At 44.4% G+C, this 21262-nt stretch carries 19 protein-coding genes; 13 read left to right on the top strand and 6 right to left on the bottom strand.

The genetic code is table 11. The annotated features are described in order from the left end of the window. The first annotated feature begins 114 nt into the window (after positions 1 to 114). The 3 genes from dinB to ALT761_RS17260 all read left to right on the top strand — a co-directional run bounded on the left by dinB (position 115) and on the right by ALT761_RS17260 (position 2545). Entirely contained in the window at positions 115 to 1188 is a 1074-nt protein-coding gene (dinB, locus tag ALT761_RS17270; RefSeq protein WP_013782598.1) for a DNA polymerase IV, read from the top strand. Positions 1189 to 1340: 152 nt separating this feature from the next. Then, a complete protein-coding gene (locus tag ALT761_RS17265) occupies positions 1341 to 1604 on the top strand; it encodes a DUF1653 domain-containing protein (RefSeq protein WP_129740131.1) in 264 nt (87 codons plus the stop codon). Between the two features lie 65 nt (positions 1605 to 1669). Next, positions 1670 to 2545, top strand: a complete 876-nt coding sequence (locus tag ALT761_RS17260) for an MBL fold metallo-hydrolase (protein ID WP_129740130.1) — start codon at positions 1670 to 1672, stop codon at positions 2543 to 2545. Between the two features lie 59 nt (positions 2546 to 2604). On the opposite strand, the gene ALT761_RS17255 is transcribed toward ALT761_RS17260, so the two are convergent. After that, positions 2605 to 3129, bottom strand: coding sequence for an Lrp/AsnC family transcriptional regulator (locus tag ALT761_RS17255; protein ID WP_129740129.1), 525 nt, complete (start codon positions 3127 to 3129; stop codon positions 2605 to 2607). Positions 3130 to 3516: 387 nt separating this feature from the next. On the opposite strand from ALT761_RS17255, the gene ALT761_RS17250 reads away from it, so the two are divergent. After that, a complete protein-coding gene (locus ALT761_RS17250; RefSeq protein ID WP_129740128.1) occupies positions 3517 to 4470 on the top strand; it encodes a DUF917 domain-containing protein in 954 nt (317 codons plus the stop codon). A gap of 92 nt (positions 4471 to 4562) precedes the next feature. Beyond that, positions 4563 to 5396, top strand: a complete 834-nt coding sequence (locus ALT761_RS17245) for a class II glutamine amidotransferase (protein WP_129740127.1) — start codon at positions 4563 to 4565, stop codon at positions 5394 to 5396. Between the two features lie 34 nt (positions 5397 to 5430). On the opposite strand, the gene ALT761_RS17240 is transcribed toward ALT761_RS17245, so the two are convergent. Further along, a complete protein-coding gene (locus ALT761_RS17240; protein WP_129740126.1) occupies positions 5431 to 6381 on the bottom strand; it encodes a LysR family transcriptional regulator in 951 nt (316 codons plus the stop codon). Between the two features lie 99 nt (positions 6382 to 6480). On the opposite strand from ALT761_RS17240, the gene ALT761_RS17235 reads away from it, so the two are divergent. Further along, positions 6481 to 6996: a lactoylglutathione lyase family protein gene (locus tag ALT761_RS17235; RefSeq protein WP_013782605.1), complete on the top strand. Its 516-nt coding sequence runs from the start codon at positions 6481 to 6483 to the stop codon at positions 6994 to 6996. 104 nt (positions 6997 to 7100) lie between these two features. On the opposite strand, the gene ALT761_RS17230 is transcribed toward ALT761_RS17235, so the two are convergent. The 3 genes from ALT761_RS17230 to ALT761_RS17220 are packed head-to-tail and all read right to left on the bottom strand — an operon-like array spanning position 7101 to position 10516. After that, positions 7101 to 7742: an MBL fold metallo-hydrolase gene (locus ALT761_RS17230; RefSeq protein ID WP_129740125.1), complete on the bottom strand. Its 642-nt coding sequence runs from the start codon at positions 7740 to 7742 to the stop codon at positions 7101 to 7103. A gap of 21 nt (positions 7743 to 7763) precedes the next feature. Further along, positions 7764 to 9500, bottom strand: a complete 1737-nt coding sequence (locus ALT761_RS17225; RefSeq protein WP_129740124.1) for an amidohydrolase — start codon at positions 9498 to 9500, stop codon at positions 7764 to 7766. 2 nt (positions 9501 to 9502) lie between these two features. Further along, positions 9503 to 10516, bottom strand: coding sequence for a serine/threonine dehydratase (locus tag ALT761_RS17220; RefSeq protein ID WP_126872839.1), 1014 nt, complete (start codon positions 10514 to 10516; stop codon positions 9503 to 9505). A gap of 157 nt (positions 10517 to 10673) precedes the next feature. On the opposite strand from ALT761_RS17220, the gene ALT761_RS17215 reads away from it, so the two are divergent. Further along, entirely contained in the window at positions 10674 to 13646 is a 2973-nt protein-coding gene (locus ALT761_RS17215) for a sensor domain-containing protein (protein ID WP_129740123.1), read from the top strand. 9 nt (positions 13647 to 13655) lie between these two features. Beyond that, positions 13656 to 14030: a PH domain-containing protein gene (locus tag ALT761_RS17210; protein ID WP_013782610.1), complete on the top strand. Its 375-nt coding sequence runs from the start codon at positions 13656 to 13658 to the stop codon at positions 14028 to 14030. A 137-nt stretch (positions 14031 to 14167) separates the two neighbouring features. Here ALT761_RS17210 and ALT761_RS17205 read toward each other — a convergent pair whose 3' ends face one another. Continuing rightward, a complete protein-coding gene (locus ALT761_RS17205; RefSeq protein WP_129740122.1) occupies positions 14168 to 16375 on the bottom strand; it encodes a S9 family peptidase in 2208 nt (735 codons plus the stop codon). Positions 16376 to 16447: 72 nt separating this feature from the next. Here ALT761_RS17205 and ALT761_RS17200 point away from each other — a divergent pair, with 72 nt between their 5' ends. The 5 genes from ALT761_RS17200 to bcsA all read left to right on the top strand — a co-directional run bounded on the left by ALT761_RS17200 (position 16448) and on the right by bcsA (position 21262). Beyond that, entirely contained in the window at positions 16448 to 17068 is a 621-nt protein-coding gene (locus tag ALT761_RS17200) for an NAD(P)H-binding protein (protein WP_129740121.1), read from the top strand. A 53-nt stretch (positions 17069 to 17121) separates the two neighbouring features. Then, entirely contained in the window at positions 17122 to 17838 is a 717-nt protein-coding gene (locus tag ALT761_RS17195; protein WP_129740120.1) for a tRNA1(Val) (adenine(37)-N6)-methyltransferase, read from the top strand. A 15-nt stretch (positions 17839 to 17853) separates the two neighbouring features. After that, entirely contained in the window at positions 17854 to 18360 is a 507-nt protein-coding gene (locus ALT761_RS17190) for a YgjV family protein (protein WP_013782614.1), read from the top strand. A gap of 201 nt (positions 18361 to 18561) precedes the next feature. Further along, positions 18562 to 19065: a hypothetical protein gene (locus ALT761_RS17185; protein WP_013782615.1), complete on the top strand. Its 504-nt coding sequence runs from the start codon at positions 18562 to 18564 to the stop codon at positions 19063 to 19065. Beyond that, positions 19046 to 21262, top strand: a complete 2217-nt coding sequence (gene bcsA / locus ALT761_RS17180; RefSeq protein ID WP_129740119.1) for a UDP-forming cellulose synthase catalytic subunit — start codon at positions 19046 to 19048, stop codon at positions 21260 to 21262. The genes ALT761_RS17185 and bcsA overlap by 20 nt, the downstream gene beginning before the upstream one ends.

Below are 21262 nucleotides of genomic sequence, written 5' to 3'. Positions count from 1 at the left end.
ACTATTCATCCTGTTCGCTGGTAAGGCGAATTGATATGCTTTAGAATACTGTCTTTCTATACAGTTTTTTGTGGAGCTGTTCAATTCGTTTGGCAGTTTAGGGGGCAATACGGCATGCGAAAAATCATCCATGTAGATATGGATTGCTTTTATGCTGCGGTTGAAATGCGTGACAATCCCGCGTTACGTAATATCCCTATTGCCATTGGTGGAAGCTCTCAGCATCGAGGGGTTATTTCTACCTGTAATTACCCTGCCCGTAAATATGGCGTTCGTTCCGCCATGGCTACCGCTTACGCATTCAAGCTTTGCCCAAATCTTACCTTAGTGAAAGGGCGTATGGAGGCGTATGTAAAAGAGTCCCAACGAATTCGCGAAATATTTGCCGACTATACCGATTTAATCGAACCACTTTCGTTAGACGAAGCCTACCTCGATGTGACCAATAGCCAATATTGCGGTGGCAGTGCCACGTTAATAGCTGAAGAAATTAGAAGTCGAATTGAGTCAGAGCTGGGGTTAACCGCCTCGGCGGGCGTTGCACCCTGTAAGTTCGTAGCAAAAGTGGCCAGTGATGAGAATAAGCCTAATGGTATTTGTGTCATTACCCCGGATAAATTAGATAGTTTTGTAAGGGCCATGCCTCTTAAAAAAATTCCCGGGGTAGGTAAGGTAACAATGCAAAAACTACAACGATTAGGCTTAGCCACCTGTAACGATGTGCGCAGTTACCCGTTTGAGCGCATACAAAAAGAATTAGGTAAATTTGGCGCGGTATTATGGGAGCGTGCACATGGTATTGATGATCGAGAACTGTCAGTATCAAGAGAGCGTAAGTCTATAGGCGTAGAGCGCACGCTAAGCAACGATATTCACTCATTGGAAGAATGTCGCGACTTTATGCCTCATTTACTAGAAAAGCTTCAGGAACGCATACAGGCGCATGAAAAGCGCACCGGCAAACCTATTCGTATTCGCACTCAAGGGGTGAAACTTAAATTTCAAGACTTCCAGCTAACCACGGTTGAGCATCGATGCCCTTCGTTAAATGCGCATTACTTTGATACCCTACTACAAGAAGCTTACGAGCGTGCTAAAGGCCGTGGTATACGCTTAGTTGGTCTGCACATTGGTCTTGGTGAGGCACAAACCATACATCAACTCCCTTTACCCCTAGAGGGTGAGTAGTAAAGTGCGAGATAGGTGAGTACCTAGATGAGTAGATAGCCGAGTAGATTAGTGAATAACTTCAAAATTTAGCAACCTTATCAGACGCTTTATGAACAGAGCCCGAATTCTACCGTATTCAAATTAACAAAAAGTAAAAAGCAGGAGCCATCATGACTACCCCAAAACCTAAAACCCAAGAGCTCAAAACCCCAGGTCGCTACCGCCATTATAAAGGCAGTGATTACGACGTTTATGAAGTAGCGACACATTCAGAAGACGAGTCTTCCTTAGTGGTATATCGCCCATGTTATGGCGAAAAAGCCCTGTGGGTGCGCCCATTAAGTATGTTTGAAGAAGAGGTGGTGGTAGAAGGTAAGTCTGTCCCTCGATTTGCTTATATTGGTGAGATCCCAAACGATGAAAAAATGATCTGAACCGCAAACTAGGTCATAGTGTATTTAAATCTATTCAATAATAAGCACTCTTTAAGGGAACCCTAATGACGCACAAATTTACCCGAACTTTTCTACTTGCTGCAAGTTTAGTCTCGACTACCTTCATTCCAGCCGCTTTTTCGCAAGACCGCTTCGAAAAGGTTGAAATAGAGGCAACAGCACTAAAAGGTTCTGTGCATATGTTAACGGGGATGGGTGGCAATATCGGCGTTTCTGCCGGTGACGATGGCATTCTAATTATTGACGATCAATTCGCCCCTTTAGCTGAAAAAATTGCGACGGCACTCGGCGAGCTTGGTAGCGATAAACCAAAGTATGTGATTAACACCCATTACCACGGCGACCATACAGGCTCGAACGCGTTCTTCCACAGCCACAAAGGCGCGACTATTCTCGCCCACGATAACGTGCGCGTTCGATTAGCCAACGATGAAAAAGTATCGCCAGATGCGCTTCCCGCTATCACTTATGAAAACGGCATTAAGTTACATTTCAACGGTGAAACCATTCACATTATGCATCTTGAATCAGGGCACACCGACGGCGATAGCATAGTGTGGTTTGAACAACCGGATGTTTTGCACACAGGTGACTTGTACTTTAGTGGGTTATTTCCATTTATTGATTTAAATTCTGGTGGCAGTGTTGAAGGTTACATTGATTCAGTAAAGCAAGTGTTGGCGAAAATAGATGACGATACTGTGCTCATTCCTGGTCATGGTGAACTTAGCAACAAAGCTGAGTACACTACCTTTCTTGCCATGATTGAAGAAACTTTTGCCTTTGTAAAAGCGCAGAAAGCAAAAGGCATGAGCCTTGAAGCAATTACTGAAGCAGGGCTCGATAGTAAATGGGACAAGTGGGCATGGAGCTTCATTTCTGAAGAGAAGTGGATTGCAACTTTATACAAAGGCGCTTAGTCGAAGCACGTAGAGCCACTTTTAAAAACAAGAGGAGCAGCTAAGTAGCAGCTCCTTTTTTAGTTATCGGTAAGCATAGAAAATTCTGCTTTATCTAACCATTTTAATTGCGCCAGTGGATAGCCTAAAAAAAACTTTTCTCGCGATAGCACTATTCGATTTTCAATGCGCTTAATACCAAGGTCTTCTCTGTCACTTAACGATGTACAAGCTTCGTTAAGTTTAGCGATATTCGCAAAACAGCTGAACGACACATAATCCACTTTTCCTGTAATTTGCATGCAATCCATAAATTCAGGTATCTCCCGAATAGCGGAAATGAATCGTCGCTTATAGGGAGCACTATTGTCATGCAAGGTAAATTCAACATACGCGAAAACATGTTCGCACATGGCTTCAATATTCACGTCAGCGTGAAAGGTGCGAAAGTAGCCAGCTTCTTTTAATGCTTTTACTCGCTGAAAGCAGGCACTAGGGGAAAGGTTAACTCGGCCCGCTAATTCCACGTTGGTGAGGTCTGCTTGCAAATGCAATATGGCCAATATCTTTTGGTTGTAGTTGTCTAAATGAATAATCTTTTTCATAAGGTGGCTTCTGTTGGCTTAAACACACAAGTTGCTAAATATAGACCTGTCTTTCGCGCTGAAAAGCTTTTCTACTAAGGTCTTCATAGGAGTCAGGTAGAAGATAAAGTATCTTGCTTGCGTGAAATAATATTTTTTAAAATGCCAATAAGTTCGCAATAAGCGTTAGATTCGCTAGTCAGACTATCAAAATTAATTAATTAACAAAATATTATTTTGTGGAAAGTTTGCACAATAGTATTGGGAATTAAAATTGGGCGTGTATAGCGACTTTTATCACGCTAAATGTATGCGTTATTTTTACGTCAGTGAATAAATTCAAACGATAATTGCTGGAATGCGTTAGTCATTTCGCGATTTGTCGACCTTAACAGGGATAACAAAAATATGACGTCTGAAAATACAACAGATACTAATGACTACGCCCTAGAGCCTGTGCCTGAAAGTGCACAGAGTAGCGGTATTGCCGTAGGTATGATTAATGGGGCGTTGGCCTTTGCGGTTCCTGGGCTGATCACGGGGATAGAAATAGGCGAAGCTTTGGGCTTTTGGGAAAGTCTTGCTGCTTTTCTGGTAGGTGGCTTAATTTTAGCTTTCTTTGGTACGGTTACCGCGCTGGTAGGGCGTGCTGTACCTGAAATTACTCATTCAACCTATTATCTAAACGGACTGGATGCCGCGCCTGTTATTGCCGCCAATAGTTTTTGCGAAACCTTCGTGTGTGAAGGGTTGCATGATGACCAAAGAGCCGAGCACGTTATGCGTGCACTTTGCCAAGTTAGCGCCAACGACATTGCGGCTATCGACCACGCTATGCCTGTAAAAGACATCCGTCATGCCCTTATTGGTGGAACGATTTCAAAAGCGTGGGCGCTAGGTAAAGCAGTATCGGCAGCCAAAGAGGAAGGTGCGGATATCGCCAAAGTGATTGCTGACGTTGGCAATGGCTTTGTTGGCTTTAGAGGCAAAGTGACAGCCTTTGAATTTGATACCATAGGTGGCTTTTCTGTCGGAACCGTTGATTTAGCTGGCGCAGACGATGATGAAGGGAATGACGCAGGACATACCTATCAGTTAGGGGTTAAGAACGAAAACCTGGTCAGCTACTACGATGGTAAAGTGGATGTGACTATTCCAGATCTCATTTGTGTAATTGATGAGAATACGGGTGACCCAGTGACCAATCCGCATTATGAAATTGGCCAATCGTTAGTGGTTATTATCTTGCCTGCGCCTGATGCGTTTTTAACCCCAAAGGGCTTAGCTACCTTTGGTCCAGCGTATGTTGGTGTAGATGCGCCTTATCGCCCAGCTAGCTTGCAAAACAGGCACAATAAATAGGTGTAAATTAGACGTATTGCGCGTTGCTTAGCGCGCCAAGCTTGTTTATGCTCAATGCCTGCTACTATTAACGTTTTAAAAAAGGGTGCATCGTGTGTGAACTGCTTGGCATGAGTGCCAATACGCCAACTGATTTGTGTTTTAGCTTTACTGGTCTCACCCGACGTGGTGGCGAGACAGGCCCGCACAAAGATGGCTGGGGCATGGCATTTTATGAAGGCAAGGGCATTCGCCTTTTTCACGATCCAGAGCCCTGTGCCACATCTCAAATTGCAGAGTTTGTATCTCACCTGCCGATTAAAAGCGAAACGGCTATTTGTCATATTCGCCAAGCTAATGTAGGCAATATAAACCTTGCTAACACCCACCCTTTCACCCGTGAAATGTGGGGTAAGTATTGGGTGTTTGCCCACAATGGGCAGCTGCCTAATTTTGTACCCCGTGAAGGCATGTATGAAGCGGTAGGAGATACCGACAGCGAAGCCATGTTCTGCGATTTAATGAATCAGGTGCGCGAGAACTTGCCTCGTGATGCGATGCCGCAACAATTAGCTGATACGCTGGTGAATATCGCAAAAGGCTACGCAGAGCAGGGCGTATTCAACTGTTTATTAAGCAATGGCGACTGGTTGTTTTCATTTTGCAGCACCAAAATGGCGAGCATTACCCGCCGCGCCCCGTTTGGCCCAGCCTGCCTCAGCGATGTGGAAGTAGAGATTGATTTTGCCGCCGAAACCACGCCCAACGATGTGGTGAGTATTATTGCCACAGCACCACTAACCCATGATGAACAGTGGGATATTTACGAGCGTGGTGAATGGAAGCTATGGCAGCAGGGCGAGGTGATTGCCAGCGGTAAAGTGGATGTTCCTGTACACAAATCTGAAGTGGCCATGACAAGCCCGAGCCCTGAATTGAGCGCGTAACAAGCAAGTTGAGCTAACATCGCTTTTCGCTGATTTAACTGCTTCCAAGCGCTTGTACAATCAACGACTGAATTTTTTGATAGCGTAGTGGCAACGAACGGTGGGGCGTTTTCACAAAGTAAAGAGGTTCAGCTACATCGTTTGTGGCAGGGTATATCGTTAAACTTTCAGTGGCGTTGGCAAAGCTATCTAGTACTTTAATGGGCAGTACGGTAAAGCCCAGCCCTTTGCTTACGGGCAATAAAATTTGAGACAGCTGATTAATGTAACCACGCTTTGGCAACCGGCTAGGATCTAATTGCATTAGCGCTTGCTCGCCCGAGTGGCTAAAGTAAAGTTTTAGGTAGTGCATGGCATCGGGGTGGTTAATTAACCCAAGCGATAGCAGGGTATCGGCAATGTCTTTCTCTTCGCGACTTCTAGCATTATCAGCACTATCATCAGCACTATTCGTACTTAAATTACCAAGAGCACCTTTGGGCAATATAAGCCCCAAAGACTCGCTACCGATCTTCTCAGACGAAAACATCTCTTCATCAGGTTGTTGGGTGACTATGCCTAATTCTAGGGTAGACTCGTGAATGCTATTGAGGATGGTTCGGTTGGGCGCAACTTCTAAATGTATACTTAAACTCGGGTGGGCAACCTGTAACTCAACAAGTACAGGGTACAAACGCTGAGCCAACGCACCCGAGCAACCAATTACACACTGCCCTTCGTAGGGCGCATCAAACTTTAAGCTTTCTATGAGTGCCTGCTCATGCTTACTCAAGCTTTGCGCATATGCGTAAACCCGTTGCCCTTGTTCAGTTAACTCTACACCTTTACCCAAGCGAATGAGCAACTCACAGCCACAGGCTACTTCCAACTTTTTTATGTGTTGGCTCACACCGGGCTGCGTCATAAATCGTTGTTCTGCGGTACGAGTAAAATTCCCCGTTTCTACTAGCACTTTGAACGTATCAAGCCACTGTGGATTTAGCATGGTATAAATTTAAATTATGGATTTAAGAATTAATCATAATTTCTAGTGTTTGCTTTGTCTAGTTAATATACGTGCATACTTTACATCGAGGAGATAAAGATGACTGAAGCAGTTAACACCCCTTATCCACGTACGTTTTCACACATTGGTATTTCGGTTCCAGACCTTGATGCCGCAGTTAAATTTTACACTGAAGTACTAGGCTGGTACTTAATTATGAAGCCCACTGAGATTGTTGAAGATGATTCAGCCATTGGCGAGATGTGTACCGACGTATTTGGTGCAGGTTGGGATAAATTCCGTATTGCTCACCTTTCAACGGGCGACCGTGTGGGTGTAGAAATTTTCGAGTTTAAAAATCAGGAAAACCCTGAAAATAACTTCGAATACTGGAAAACGGGCGTGTTCCATTTCTGTGTTCAAGACCCTGATGTTGAAGGCTTGGCAGAAAAGATTGTAGAAGCCGGTGGTAAAAAGCGCATGAAAGCCCCGCGTTACTACTACCCGGGCGAAAAGCCTTACCGCATGATTTACATGGAAGACCCGTTTGGCAACATTTTAGAAATTTATAGCCACAGCTATGAACTTCATTACGCCAGCGGTGCCTATCAATAGGTAAAGAAGGCAATAGATAAAAAAGCACAATAGGTAAAGGCGAGTGTATCACTCGCCTTTTTTAATGGGCAGGAAAGCTACCCTATTGGCACTTCTAGTAGCACCTAACCCCATTGCCCCGCAACATAAGGGTTCGTGGCTTTTTCTTTTGCTACCGTGGTAGTGGGGCCATGACCAGGATAAATCACCATATCGTCAGGCAGCGTTAAAATATTCGCGTTTATTGAATCGATTAGCTGTTGATGATTTCCCTGGGGGAAATCAGTGCGCCCAATCGAGCCTGCAAAAATCACATCACCTACAATAACCTTGTTACTCGTTCGCTCCACCAGAACCACATGGCCAGGGGTATGCCCCGGACAGTGCAACACCTCAAGCGTTAGCTCTCCTACTGAAATGGTATCTTTGTCATTCAACCACTGGTCAGGCACAAAGGGCGTGGCAGGTGGAAAGCCAAACATTTGGCTTTGCTGCATAAGGGCATCTAGCCAAAACTTGTCCCCGAGATGTGGCCCTATTATCGGCACACCGTAATGTTTAGCCAGTTCGACGGTGCCACCTACATGGTCTAAATGACCATGGGTAAGAATGATTTTTTCAATAGTTACCTGATTATCCGACGCCGCGCCGATAAGTTTCTGTATATCTCCGCCAGGGTCAACAAATGCTCCTTGCTTGCTCACTGCGTCCCAAATAAGCGAACAGTTTTGAGCAAATGGCGTCACCGGTATAATTGCAATTTCCAATGTACTTCCTCCCAACAAGGGCTATTTTGAAAACACTTTCTCGCCTGCTATGTAGGTAGCCTGCACTTGGGTTTTCCAAATATCTTTTTTATCAATGGTGAAAATATCTCGATCAACCAATATAAAGTCAGCCCACTTGCCCGGCGTAAGGGTGCCAAGTGTATCTTCCATATGTCCCGCGTAAGCTGCATCTAACGTAAAGCCTTTAAAGGCTTGCTCAATAGTAAGCGCCTCGTGTGCATACCAGCCTTTAACCGGTTGGTTTTCTCTGTCTTGACGGGTTACCGCAGCGTGCAGGCCATAAAATGGGTTTGCCAGTTCAACAGGAAAATCTGAACCTAATGGCAAAGGAATTCCTGATTCAAGTAACGTTTGCCACGCATAAGCGCCTTCCATTCTGTCTTTTCCAATGCGATCTTCAGCCATATTTTTATCGCTGGTGGCATGTGTAGGTTGCATGGATGGCAATACATCTAACTGGGCAAAGCGAGCGAGATCTTCAGGCGCGATAACTTGCGCATGTTCTATTCGGTTACGTAAATCACTACCGCCAATAGCAGCAAATGTTTTTTCAAATTCATTAAGCGCAACATGATTCGCTTTGTCGCCAATAGCGTGGTAATTCAATTGAAACCCAGCACCAATGACCGACGTAAATAGTGGCGTCATGTCCTCAGGCTGAGTGAGTAATAAACCATGCTGGTGGGGGGCGTCAGAGTAGGGAGCTAATAAAGCTGCGCCTCTACTGCCAAGGGCACCGTCACCGTAGGCTTTGACTGAACGAATATACAAATAATCGTTGGCATCACGTACCGGCCCTTTTCCTAAAAGTTGGCTTAAGTCGGGATCGGTGGCACTCACCATGGCGTAAATTCGAATAGGTAATTCAGCTTGAACTGCTTGTTTAATATAGAAGTCGTACACATCACGGCCGATACCTGCATCATGCATTGAGGTGATACCATTTGATAGTAAGTGCTTACCTGCAGCGTCGAGTTGGCGTTTGTATACCGCATTGCTTTGCGTCGGCAAATAGGGTTCGACTAATGCCATGGCATTGTCAATCAATACCCCAGTCGGCTCGCCGTTGGCATCTTTTACAATTTCACCGCCAACTGGCGTGGGGGTGTCTTTGGTAATACCCGCCAAGGTGAGGGTTTTGGTATTAGCCCAACCCGCATGGCCATCTACACGAGTTAGCCATACCGGCCGGTCGGACACTTTTTTATCTAAATCAGCACTGGTTGGAAAGGCTCTATCAGACCATAATTCTTGGTTCCACCCTCGGCCAGTAATCCATGGTTGCGTGCTATTGGCTAATGCATATTCTGCTACGTTATCAGCGGCATTGGCAGCACTGGTACTTTCACGTAAATCAACTTCAAGTAGGTTGGCACCTAAGCCCAATAAATGCCCGTGCGCATCTATAAGCCCCGGCAACATTACGCGGCCTTTACCATCAATGGTGTGGGTAATATTTAACGTTTGAGCAGTGGTCTCATCTGCTTTTATATCGAGAGAAAGCACTTTGCCTTCGTCGATAAGAATCGATGTGAACGATACTAACTTAGCATCATCATTCAGCGTGTAACCTTTTACGTTGGTAAAAAGTGTTGCTGCACACGCGACACCCGATAGTGTGGCTATAGCAAGCGCGCCACTGAATTTAAGAATGAAACGTTTTATGGCGCGGTTGTTACTTTGATTAGGGGTAATTCCACTTACTCTTTCTGTCGTATTAACGTGCATTTTTAGCATGCTTATTCTTCCATGTTAATAATAGGGGGTTGTAGTAAAAAGTCGCGCTGCCAAATTTCGGCCATAGAGGCTTGGCTTATATTGCCGCCAGATAGCATAACCAAAGCGGTCTGCCCTGGTGGCGTGTTAGCAGCCCATGCCGCAACTGCTGCCATACTCATGGCACAGGTGGGCTCTATATGAAGTTTTAATAGGTGCTGTAGCCATTGCGTCCAATAAGCTATTTGTAATTCGTCTACTTCGTAAAAATCATCAAGCGCTTGTAATAGCGGAAAGGTCACATTGCCAACTGAGGGCGTTGCTGCGCCGTCGGCAAGGGTTACCGGCGGAGCATCAAGCGCAACTATTTCGCCTTGCTGCAATGACTGCGATGCATCGTTGGCAGCCAGTGGTTCAGCTCCAATCACTAACGCATCGGGTTGTAACGCACGGGCCGCAAGCAACGTGCCCGATAACAGGCCACCACCGCCACAAGGGGCAAAGATAGCATCTACCTTTCCTGTATCTTCTAACGCTTCCATGGCCGCGGTGCCTTGACCTGCTACTATGTCTGGATGGTTGAAAGGTGGGATCCACACAGTCCCTTCTTCTTCGGCTGCATTGGCCACGGCGATATCTGCTTCTTGGCGGGTGGGGAACAACTTAAGTGTTGCCCCATAACTTTCAGTGGCCGCTGCTTTAATAGGAGAAATGGTTTCACTAGCAAAAATAGTCGCAGGAATGCCATATTTTGCGGCCGCATAAGACACAGCTTGGGCGTGATTGCCTGAACTATTTGCCACCACTTTTTTAGGCAGTTCACCACGTTCATCTAAGTGCGATAAGAAATTCATTGCACCACGCAGCTTAAACGCCCCTATAGTTTGCAAGCATTCGGCTTTAAACAGAATGCGATGTCCCATCCACTTATTTAACAGGCTCGACTCCATAATGGGTGTGCGCTTTACGTGATTTTTAATTCTGTCATACGCTTGAGTTATGGCCGAGTAGGACAGTTCCGTTTCACTAGGGTGCATGAGTAACGCCTTGTATCTGCATTAGAAACACGTTTATTTAAACGTAGTCATCAATAAGTAAAGGTATACCCTACCATTTAAATACAAAAAGGCTAATTCATAAAATATTCATATTTGAGGTTTATAGTCCCAGCCTCTCGAATGAGAGGTAATCGTAATGCAATCAAGAGTTACCCACCGAATATACTGGCTTCCCCTGGTGCTGTTCGCTTTTCTATCCCTGCTTTTTGTCGCAGCGGGTGTCTACCTAGATAATGAAGATAAGCGGGTGCGGATTTCGAAAGCCCAATCCATTGCCGAACAAGTCAAAATTAGCTTAGAAGTATTCTCTACCGAACGCATTCAAGCCGTTCACAATTTAATGCGAAACTGGCCAACCTTTGCGCCCAATCAGGTTGATTGGTTTAATGCGCAAGCAATGTCGTTGATGGGGATGCAGCGGGGTTATAGTTCGCTAACGTTTGCTGATCAAAACGGCGTTATTCAATGGGTTGCTACGCCCTCCCATGGAATGAAAACCCGCTTATCGAACGAACTTATCGGTCAGCCACTCGCATCGGTAGGGCTGACTATTCCTTCATCTGCTGATTCGTTGGCGAGTACATTGGTTAATTCGGTGGTAACGGGTCATTACCATATCGTTGTTGGCCGAACTATTAGCCCTCAAGAACTCAATCACGGGTATTTGTTGGCGGGCTTTGATGCGCAAACTATTTTAGGCGTTATGCTAGGCGAGCTAGAAGGCCCTCAGTTTAATTTTGCGCTTCGAGACTCGGGGCACACCCTGTTTAGCAATGGTGAGTTGGTTGATGATGGAACCGTTATTACTACTGAGCCTTTTTCATTTATAGGTCGTCAGTTTTCGCTGTCTATGCAGACCGAAGTGGGGCGTTATAGTGCTGGTGTATTAGTTGCGGTAATAGGGCTTTTCATGTCGGCGTTGGCCAGCTGGATTTTTCATAAGCAAATGAAAGGAGCGGTGCGTCTATCGGTCAGTCAAAAGCGCTACCTTACGGCAAGTGAGGCCTCGTTAGATGCATTAGTTATTTATCGGCCTACCGGCAGCGATTACGAGCTAGTGGAAGCGAATCGCTACAGCCGTTTTCTATTTCGTGGAGCATGTTCAGAGTTAAGTATTAAAACACTCAAAGAGCAGTTGGCGTTTTTAGGTAAAGCCGATCTGTTCCATTGTATCAATGAGGTGGCAACAAACAACACGCCCTTTGAAGAGTATATATCTATCGAGGGAAGCAAGGTTGCGCCTGAATGGCTGAAGGTACAAGTGGTTAAAGCAGGGGATAACATTGCTTTAACCGCAAGAGATGTCACAGAAAGATTCAAAGCTCAGCAAGCGCTCAAGCAGAGTGAAGAGCGCTATCGTAGGCTTGTCGATGGCATGCATAGACACTTCGTTTATACCAAAACCGCTGAGCATAAGTTTATTTATGTGAGTGCTGGAATTAGCACTATTTTAGGGTTTACCCCAGATTATTTCATCGAAAAAGAGTCTCGACTAGTAAGGAAAATACCTGATGAGACTTTCGATATACGAATGAAGTCGGGGCAGGGGGTAAAACCAGCGCCTTATTTGGTTCACTACTGCAGTTCTGATGGTACAGAGTTGGTGCTAGAGTTTTCAGATACCCCAATATTAGATGAATCTGGTGCGCTTATTGCGGTAGAAGGTATAGCTAGGGATGTGACAAAAGAGCAAGAGTTACAAGCGGAAGTGGCGTATCAAGCTAACCACGACCAATTAACGGGTCTACTCAACCGCTATGCTTTCGATAAGCAACTACGCGAAATTTTAGAGGCCAATGCGGTTAATATACCTGCTATTAACGCAGAAATAGACCGAGATAACGTCACTACCATATACCCCTCACTCATCTCGGCTAATACCACTAACCCTGGCGTAATGTGCTTTATTGACATGGACAGGTTTAAGTTAGTGAACGACAGCTGTGGTCACCCTGCTGGCGATAAGTTACTTCAAGAAGTGTCTACTATATTTCGGCAGCACATTAGCGACAAAGATTTACTTGCCCGAATAGGGGGCGATGAGTTTTGTATTATTTATCACGAACAGCCTCTCGATAAGGTAAAGATTAAGCTCGATAAGCTGTTAAAGGCTATCTCTACATACCGGTTTATGTATGAAGATAAGTTATTTTTCGTTGGAGCGAGCATTGGTGTCATTGAAATAAATCCTCAAGAGCATAATGCGGCAGAACTTATAAAGGCTGCTGATAATGCGTGCTATAAGGCCAAGCATTTAGGAAGAAATAGATACTTTGTTTATCACGCTCAAGATGCTCAGCTAGGCATGGATAGCAGCGAAAATGACGTATTACACACCCTGCACAAAGCGCTGCAGTTCGATGGATTTGAATTATATAGCCAAGCCATTATGCCTCTTAATGGCATAACTGAAGACGATAACCGCGGCCTTGAACACTATGAAATTTTGCTACGGTTAACCGGAAGTGATGGCACACTTATTAGCCCAGGTTTATTTATTCCCCTTGCCGAGCGTCATGGCTTGATGAACAAAGTAGACTACTGGGTAGTAGACAATACATTAAAGACATTAGAGGCTAATCCGCTGCATGTAGACAATGTGGCTAAAGTGGCGATAAATTTGTCAGGAATTACCCTTGGTGATGAAATCACCTTAATGAAAATTACCCAGCGGCTTCAAGGCACCTCAGTACCGTTAGAAAAAATTTGCTTTGAAATCACAGAAACCACAGCAGTGACTAACTTAAGTGCGGCTAAACACTTTATTTCTACTCTTCGGGAAATAGGATGTAGCTTTGCGCTTGACGATTTTGGTGCGGGTATGTCGTCGTTCACTTACCTCAAAAACTTGGATGTTGATTACGTCAAGATTGACGGGTCCTTCGTTCGAAATATTGTTCACGATCCGATTGATCATGCTACAGTTACCGCGATAAATAACATTGCTCACAGTATGGGTAAGCAAACGGTGGCGGAGTTTGTGGTAGATACCGCAACGGCGAATGTACTAAAGGCATTACAGGTAGACTATGGTCAAGGTTTTGCCTTAGACAAGCCTAAGCCCCTTGCTAATCGCGTACAGTGGCTTACAAAACTCGTGTCTGTTTAGGAGAATAAAATGGGCTTATTTGACACCTTGCTAGGTAACGCTAGTGAAACCAGTGCTGAAGCGGTAAATGAAGAACTTTCCCCCATATTGGCTGAAAATGAAACCGTCACCGCAGCATTTAAACTAGTAAGAGATTTAAGCGTATTTACCAATAAGCGTCTAATTCTTATTGATAAGCAAGGGCTAACGGGCAGAAAGGTTAACTACCATTCTATTCCTTATAAGTCGATTACCCAGTTTGTGGTAGAAACGGCAGGTCACTTCGATACCGATGCAGAACTAAAAATATGGTTATCAGGTAAAAGTGACGCTATTGAAATTGAGTTAAGTAAAGCATCTGCGCAAGATGTACAAAAGAATCTTGCCAATCAGATGTTTGCTTAATTCTATATTTATGAACGGCTGGTGTTTCACGGCGGTTTGAAATAGTTAAAGTGAAGTATAAATAAAAACGGCGGGGCTTTTAAAAGCCCCGCCGTTTTTTTATTTACCGTTTTTCTCAACGCCTAAAATTAAACACCTTATTGCTCAGGCGTTAAATTTCTGTCGAAGAAGTTAGTAATGGTTTTGTACAAGTGAATACCCGTTTGCTTACCACGAATGCTGTGCTTCTTACCTGGGTAATCCATGGTTTCAAATGGAATTGCCAAATCTTGAAGGTGTTTGTATAGCATCGTAGAGTGAGTAAACAACACGTTATCATCAGCCATTCCATGATAAATAAGCAAGTCACCTTTTAAGTCTTTCGCGTAAGGGAAGACGGAAGAGGCTGTGTATGCATCATCATCGGTTTTAGGGTTGCCCATATAGCGTTCGGTGTAATGCGTATCGTACAAGCGCCAGTCGGTAACTGGAGCACCAGACACACCCGCTTGGAAGTAGTCGCCCGCTTTAAACATGGTCATTAGCGTCATGTAACCGCCATAACTGTGGCCATGAACACCAATACGCTTAGCATCGACATAAGGTAGGGTTCGCAAGAACTCAACACCAGCCACTTGGTCGTCAACTTCGACAAAGCCCATTTTCTTGTAGATAGGATCTTCAAATGCCTTTCCACGGTAGTTAGAGCCTCTGTTATCAAGGGTAAACACCACATAGCCTTTATCTACCCAATGCTGCATCAGTAACCCACGATTACCTGCCCAGCTATTCGTCACAACTTGCGCGTGTGGGCCACCGTAAAGATACACAATAACAGGGTGTTTCTTCTCAAGGTTTTCAGGTTTGTAAATACGGTACTTTAAGGTGGCGCCGTCTTTGGTGGTGATGTCGCCAAATTCAGGTTTAGTCCACGTGTCCATGTAGGGATATAGCGGGTGGCCTTCTTCAACCTTATTTTCTTCAAGCCATGTAATACGCTTGCCAGAAGCATCATTTAAACTCACTTGGGCAGGTGAGTTAATGGTAGAGAAACGGTCGATAAAGATGGAGGCATCTTTACTGAATGACACACTGTGATAAGCGCCTTCGTTGGTAATACGTGAAATATCACCACCGTTTAAGGATACCGAATAGGCGTGGCTTTCAAGCGGTGTATCTTTACGGCCCGCGAAGTAAATTCGATTGCTCTTGGCATCAACCGCTTCAATGTTATCAACTACCCAATCGCCTTGAGTTAACTGACGTACTAACTTGCCGTTGTTCTCGTAAAGGTAAAGGTGCTTGAAGCCATCTCGCTCAGAAGCCCAAATAAACTGGTCTGAGTCAGACAAAAAGTATAAATCGTTATGTAAGTTAACCCATGTATTACTGGTTTCACTTAACAACACTTCCTGCTTTTCTGTTGGAACGTTATACGCTCGCAGCTCAAGAGTCTGTTGGTCGCGAGTTTGCCATTGGTAGGTAAAGGTTTCACTGTTAGGCATCCATTTACCGCGGGCAAGGTATATGTCTTTGTCTTCGCCTAAGTCTACCCATCTACGTGCACCGTTATTGATGTTTTGAATAGCAAGCTCAACAAGTACATTGTTGGTGCCTGCTTTTGGGTATTTTTGTTCAATGGTTTTAATGTCGTCGGCATAAATTTCTGAACGAGAAATGACATCTACAGGGCTTTCATCTACTTTGGTAAATGCAATAAAGCTTTCATCAGGTGACCACCAGTAACCAGTCATTCTGCCCATTTCTTCTTGAGCAACGAATTCGGCCATACCAAATTTAATGTTACCGCCGCCTTCTTTTGTGATGGCGGTTTCTTTGCCCGACTCAATATGTTTTACAAACAAGTTTTGGTCGCGAATGAAAGAAATGTAATTTCCTTTAGGAGAAAGCTTAATATCAGTCTCGAATACGTCGGTATCAAGAAGTTGCTTTGCCCCTTTTTCGCCGAGCTTGTGGTAATACACGTCGCCACCTAGCGGGAAAAGAAGCGCTTTTCCGTCTGCAGACCACTGATAGCTTACAATGCCCGAGCCAGATAAACGCATACGTTCGCGACGGGCTTTTTCTTCGTCGCTTAACACTTCTTCGCCACTTTGAAGGTCATTAGAGTCGAATAGAAGGCGGGTTTCGCCACTGTCTATATGGTATTCCCATAAATCGAGACGTTCATAATCGGTCTGTTTTCCTTTTAGAAACGTAACTCTTTCTCCATCAGGAGAAACTTTAAGTGCACGAGGCGCATTGCCATCAAGGGAAGGAGAAGCGAAAATACGCTCAATATCGAGCGGTTCGGCCTGTACAGCGGTAGAGAGCATAGCGGCTCCTATTAAAAGGGCTTTTTTCATTTTTATCTGCATATTTTTAACTGTCGAATAGTTGATTGTAGAGAAACTGTCTTAGGATACAAGGTACTAAGTATGAAAACCGCAATGGTGCTAGGAGCGACCGGATTAGTGGGACGAACGTTGGTAAATATACTTTTACAGGACCGTCGCTATAGCGAAGTGACCTGTTTGGTAAGAAAGCCGCTGCAGTCTAATCAATTCGGCGATCCGTATAAAAGGTTGAAACCCGTGGTTATCGATTTTGATAACCTACAAGACTACCAAGGGTATTTTGGTGTCGATCACGTGTATTGCTGTTTAGGTACCACACTTAAGCAAGCCGGCTCGAAATCGGCGTTTAGACGGGTTGATTTTGAATACGTGCATATTGCCGCTCAACTGACCCGAGCACAGCGAACCGGCAGTTTTGTATGGATCTCGTCGGTTGGGGCAGATGCAAAAAGTAGTAACTTTTATTTACGGGTGAAAGGCGAGTTAGAAAACGCGATAATGCGCATGCCTCAGCTTCCACATGCGGCAGCAGTACGTCCTTCACTTTTATTAGGTGCGCGAAGCGAATCTCGCACTCTTGAAGATGTAGCACAAAAAACTGCACCTGCTTGGAAAATACTGATGCAAGGGCCGTTAAAAAAATACCGCCCAGTGCATGCTGTCGATGTAGCAAGAAACATGATGACAAGGCAAAAGTGGTAGCGCCAGAGCACTATGCCCTATAAAACACAAACAAAAACACAAAGAGAACCACCATGTTTCGCTGCAAGCAATTTGTTGTTAATCAAACCAATTGTGCCATGAAGGTAAATACCGACAGTATGATTTTAGGTAGTTGGGCTAAGCCTAATCAAAGTGCGCATATTCTTGATATAGGCACTGGCACGGGTATTCTCGCGCTAATGATGGCGCAGCAGTCTTTAGCATCGGCAAAAATCACCGCTATCGATATTGACGAAGGCGCAGCACTGCAAGCAAGCGCAAACGTAGAGGCTTCGCCTTGGCCAACAAAAATAGCGGTGCAGCACACCAAGTTGTCCGACTTAGCAGCGGATAACACTTTCGATTTTATCGTGTCTAATCCGCCCTATTTCGATCAGGTAAAAGGCCATAGTCATGCCTACAACTCGCAAAGTGACACTAGAGAACAGGCTAGGCAAACGGTTTCACTTACTCCAGCGCATCTATTTTCATTTGTTATTGAGCACCTTACCAGTACGGGTGAGTTCTATTGCCTTTATCCTTTTACTCGGGAGAGCGAAATTACAGACTTAGCTGCTGAAATAGGTTTAGTCACAAATCGTATATTAAGAGTGCAGCACAATGACCAACGCCCCCCTTACGTGACGGTATTTTGTATGAGTAAACAACACAAAAAGAGCGTTATTGAGAATCTGGTAGTTAGAGATGAAACCGGAGATTACTCAAGCCCTTTCAAAGCGCTTTGCCGCGATTTTTATTTACGTTTTTAACGCAGGTAGCAAGACATGTTGATTGTAGCTGAAGCGTTCGGTGCTATTGCCGTCGTACTCAATTTTATAGGTTATAGACAAAATAGAGTTGAGCGCTATTTGTTTATCTCTGCCTTTGCTTTGCTGAGCTTAAGCGTGCACTTCTTTATGCTTGATGCCATGGCTGCCGGCGTGGGTACATGCTTAGCGGGGTTACGTAATTTCATTGCTATTAAAAATCGTAGTCGATGGGTTCTGTTTATTTTCGTGGCCGCCAATATCCTATTCATGCTGTATGAGTGGTTTATTCTGCACCATGACTGGAACATTTTTATCGCCTATGCGTCATCCCTCATTTTTACGATAGGCTCAATTGTCTTAAAGGAAACAGACAAAATAAGACGATATTTTTTGCTCGCAGAAACACTAGGGCTTATGTACGCCCTCTCAGTAGGTAGTATTTTTGGTACCGTTTTTAATATCAGTAACTTATTTAGTATTGTGACAAAGATGATTAGTGATAAAAAGAAGGTAAACCATTAGTCTAAAGTGGCTGAGCGAGGTTTTTAAAAAGCCTTTTAAAACATTGCTTTATGCTTTCTACTTTATGCTAATAAGCCAAAGTTGAATTTAATCACACCACTTCAATGGGTATAAAGAATCATCTGAGGGTATCAGGCCTCAGATTTTTACCTTGCAAGAGTATTTGTAAACTCTTCCGTAGTCTGAGAAGTGGTGTATTTTATGAATGTAGTGAACTTGCACGCTCATCGAGTGACATCGCTTGCCGATAGTCATATTGATGAAGCAGCCGAGCCCTGTGCGAAGCTGATTGGTGGTCAGTCTAAAGAAGAGACTGAACAGCTGTGGAAAAAGCGTCTTAACTTATATGTTAGCGCAGAAAAAAAGTTGTTAAAAATTAAACGACTGCGTAAAGTGACAGGGGTTATTACCTTAGCCTGTATGGGAGCATTATTTTTCTCTTTGTACATGGCTCCTATTCTTACCCCGTTCGTGTTTTTCAGTATGGTAGTGGTAATGGCTTTGGGCGTGGCAACGTACCCTGCTTGGTTCTTATTGGGTCGTAGTAGCCAGAAAACGCGCGACAGCATTTCTCGAATGTTTTACCAGAGTAACCACGAGCTCGAAATTGCAGACGGTAAGGTTACGTTAATCAATAGAGCGAGCTATGCTAACGTGACTCACGTTAATATTATGGATAGTAACCTTGGGCAATTCGTTAACTAACAAACACCACACTCGTTATCTTTTAATTGCCCTGCTTATTGCATCCACGCTCCTAGGATTATTGCTTCTAGCCCCTATGGACGCAGCAGGTCAACTGGTCTCTTCTTCCATTATTTTGGTTATCATCTCAATATGTAGCCGTGAAGCCAATTTCGCACAACGGTTTCAATATTTCTTTAGAACACTCGCACTGGTACTCGGCGTCGCTATAACCTTGCGCTATTTATTCTGGCGGGGCTTATATACTCTTTCTGCCACTGATGTATTTTCATTTATTGCCATATGGCTTCTTTTTTTAGCTGAAATTTATGCTGGAATTACTTCAATTCTGGGGTGTATTGTCAATGTGTTCCCACTTAGTCGCCCCCAGCTTTCTCTTGATGATATAGATAGAACGCAGTTGCCCACTGTAGATGTCATGATCCCCACGTACAACGAATCACAAGATATTTTAGAAATCACTATTCGAGCAGCCAAAGTGATGGATTATCCTGCTGACAAAGTCAGTATTCACCTGTTGGATGACGGCGGTACCGACGAAAAAATAAATCAAGCAGATGCAAAGAAAGCGCAACTAGCCGTGGAGCGCCGCGCAGAGCTGAAGGCGCTTTGTGAAAGGCTGGGTGTAACCTACCATACACGAGCGCAGAACCTTTACGCAAAAGCAGGTAACGTTAACAGCGCCATTAATAATACTTCGGGTGAGCTCATTGTTATTTTAGATGCAGACCACGTGCCCACTAGCGACTTTTTAAGCCGAACTGTGCCTTGGATGGTTAAGAAAGAAAAAGTGTTTTTGGTACAAACCCCTCACTTTATGGCGAACCCAGACCCCGTTGAGCGAAACTATTTCTCGGCGTTTACCCGTATGCCTTCTGAAAACGACATGTTTTACGGCACTATTCAAAAAGGCTTAGATTACTGGTCTAGTTCGTTTTTTTGTGGGTCGGCTGCGTTAATGCGCAGGGCACATTTAGAGTTAGTCGGGGGGATCTCGGGAGAGTCTATTACCGAGGATGCAGAAACCGCCTTAGACTTACATAAAATGGGCTATGAATCAGTGTATGTTGACCGCCCGATGGTAAGCGGATTAGCGCCAGAAACCTTTGATGCTTTTATACAGCAACGGATGCGCTGGGCACAGGGAATGACCCAAATTCTATTGCTGAAAAAACCCTATAACGCAAAGGGATTGTCTTGGTATCAACGCGTTGGCTACATGAGCTCTATAATGTTTTGGCTGTTTCCCTTCGCACGGGTTGTCTTTCTGCTAATGCCGCTTGGTTATTTGGTGTTTGGGCTACAGGTTTACCATGCCTCGATGATGGAAATTCTGGCGTTCACCATGCCCCATGTTATCGCAACATACATGATTTCCACCATGCTATTTGGGCGAACCCGATGGCCGCTGGTTTCTGAGTTATACGAAATTTTACAGTGCGCATTCACACTGATGGCGCTCATCAAGGTATTTTTAAAACCTCGCGCGCCCTCATTTGTGGTTACCCCGAAAGGGGAGAGTTTAGATAAGAACTTTGTTTCGCCACTTTCTAACGTGTTCTACTGGATAACCGCATTGCTTTCGTTTGCCATGATCATCGGCATTTATAAATTCATTAATGAACCGCTTACCCGAGAGCTCACGCTAGTTGTGCTGCTATGGAATGGTTTCAATTTATTACTTTTGTTCAGCGCTATGAGTGTATTGCTTGAGCGTAAACAACTGAGAAGCCAATCACGACTACCCGCCACCGATAACGTGGTGATTAGAACGCACGAAGGGCAAGCTTGGGTAGGAGAGCTAAACGACTTGTCTTCTAGCGGGGTAAAGGTACAAATTAGGGGGGATTTATCGATAATTCCATCTAATGTGGTATTAACTTCTTGGGCAGAAGCGCTAAAATCTAATGTAGATTTAAATATGAAAGTCGTCGAATTTGATAGCGATAAGAAGACGTTACGTGCAACCTTCAATCCACAAAGTGATGTGGAACGAAATAACGTTGTGGCCTATTGTTTATGTGACAGTAGACGCTGGCAATCGTTTCAACGACGCCGAACTCGCCCGATTTCATATTGGTTTGGTATGCGACATGTTCTAAATGTAGGACTAGGCCCTATATTTGCTCATTTGTTTTTTTTACTAAAAAAGCTGCTTCTACGAATTAAAATGCGTTCTGGGGTATTGAAGGAATAA

Source organism: Alteromonas sp. 76-1, assembly GCF_900654235.1.
Classification (GTDB): domain Bacteria; phylum Pseudomonadota; class Gammaproteobacteria; order Enterobacterales; family Alteromonadaceae; genus Alteromonas; species Alteromonas naphthalenivorans.
The sequence above is the reverse complement of the archived record's forward strand: the minus strand, read 5'-3'. Positions and strand labels throughout refer to the sequence as shown.

What these genes read in the sequence shown, in the direction of transcription:
- ALT761_RS17205 (WP_129740122.1), bottom strand. Translation starts at nt 16,375, where the DNA reads ATGAAAAAAGCCCTTTTAATAGGAGCCGCTATGCTCTCTACCGCTGTA.
- ALT761_RS17220 (WP_126872839.1), bottom strand. Translation starts at nt 10,516, where the DNA reads ATGCACCCTAGTGAAACGGAACTGTCCTACTCGGCCATAACTCAAGCG.
- ALT761_RS17250 (WP_129740128.1), top strand. Translation starts at nt 3,517, where the DNA reads ATGACGTCTGAAAATACAACAGATACTAATGACTACGCCCTAGAGCCT.
- dinB (WP_013782598.1), top strand. Translation starts at nt 115, where the DNA reads ATGCGAAAAATCATCCATGTAGATATGGATTGCTTTTATGCTGCGGTT.
- ALT761_RS17225 (WP_129740124.1), bottom strand. Translation starts at nt 9,500, where the DNA reads ATGCTAAAAATGCACGTTAATACGACAGAAAGAGTAAGTGGAATTACC.
- ALT761_RS17255 (WP_129740129.1), bottom strand. Translation starts at nt 3,129, where the DNA reads ATGAAAAAGATTATTCATTTAGACAACTACAACCAAAAGATATTGGCC.
- ALT761_RS17235 (WP_013782605.1), top strand. Translation starts at nt 6,481, where the DNA reads ATGACTGAAGCAGTTAACACCCCTTATCCACGTACGTTTTCACACATT.
- ALT761_RS17195 (WP_129740120.1), top strand. Translation starts at nt 17,122, where the DNA reads ATGTTTCGCTGCAAGCAATTTGTTGTTAATCAAACCAATTGTGCCATG.
- ALT761_RS17260 (WP_129740130.1), top strand. Translation starts at nt 1,670, where the DNA reads ATGACGCACAAATTTACCCGAACTTTTCTACTTGCTGCAAGTTTAGTC.
- ALT761_RS17265 (WP_129740131.1), top strand. Translation starts at nt 1,341, where the DNA reads ATGACTACCCCAAAACCTAAAACCCAAGAGCTCAAAACCCCAGGTCGC.
- ALT761_RS17190 (WP_013782614.1), top strand. Translation starts at nt 17,854, where the DNA reads ATGTTGATTGTAGCTGAAGCGTTCGGTGCTATTGCCGTCGTACTCAAT.
- ALT761_RS17240 (WP_129740126.1), bottom strand. Translation starts at nt 6,381, where the DNA reads ATGCTAAATCCACAGTGGCTTGATACGTTCAAAGTGCTAGTAGAAACG.
- ALT761_RS17215 (WP_129740123.1), top strand. Translation starts at nt 10,674, where the DNA reads ATGCAATCAAGAGTTACCCACCGAATATACTGGCTTCCCCTGGTGCTG.
- ALT761_RS17200 (WP_129740121.1), top strand. Translation starts at nt 16,448, where the DNA reads ATGAAAACCGCAATGGTGCTAGGAGCGACCGGATTAGTGGGACGAACG.
- ALT761_RS17185 (WP_013782615.1), top strand. Translation starts at nt 18,562, where the DNA reads ATGAATGTAGTGAACTTGCACGCTCATCGAGTGACATCGCTTGCCGAT.
- ALT761_RS17210 (WP_013782610.1), top strand. Translation starts at nt 13,656, where the DNA reads ATGGGCTTATTTGACACCTTGCTAGGTAACGCTAGTGAAACCAGTGCT.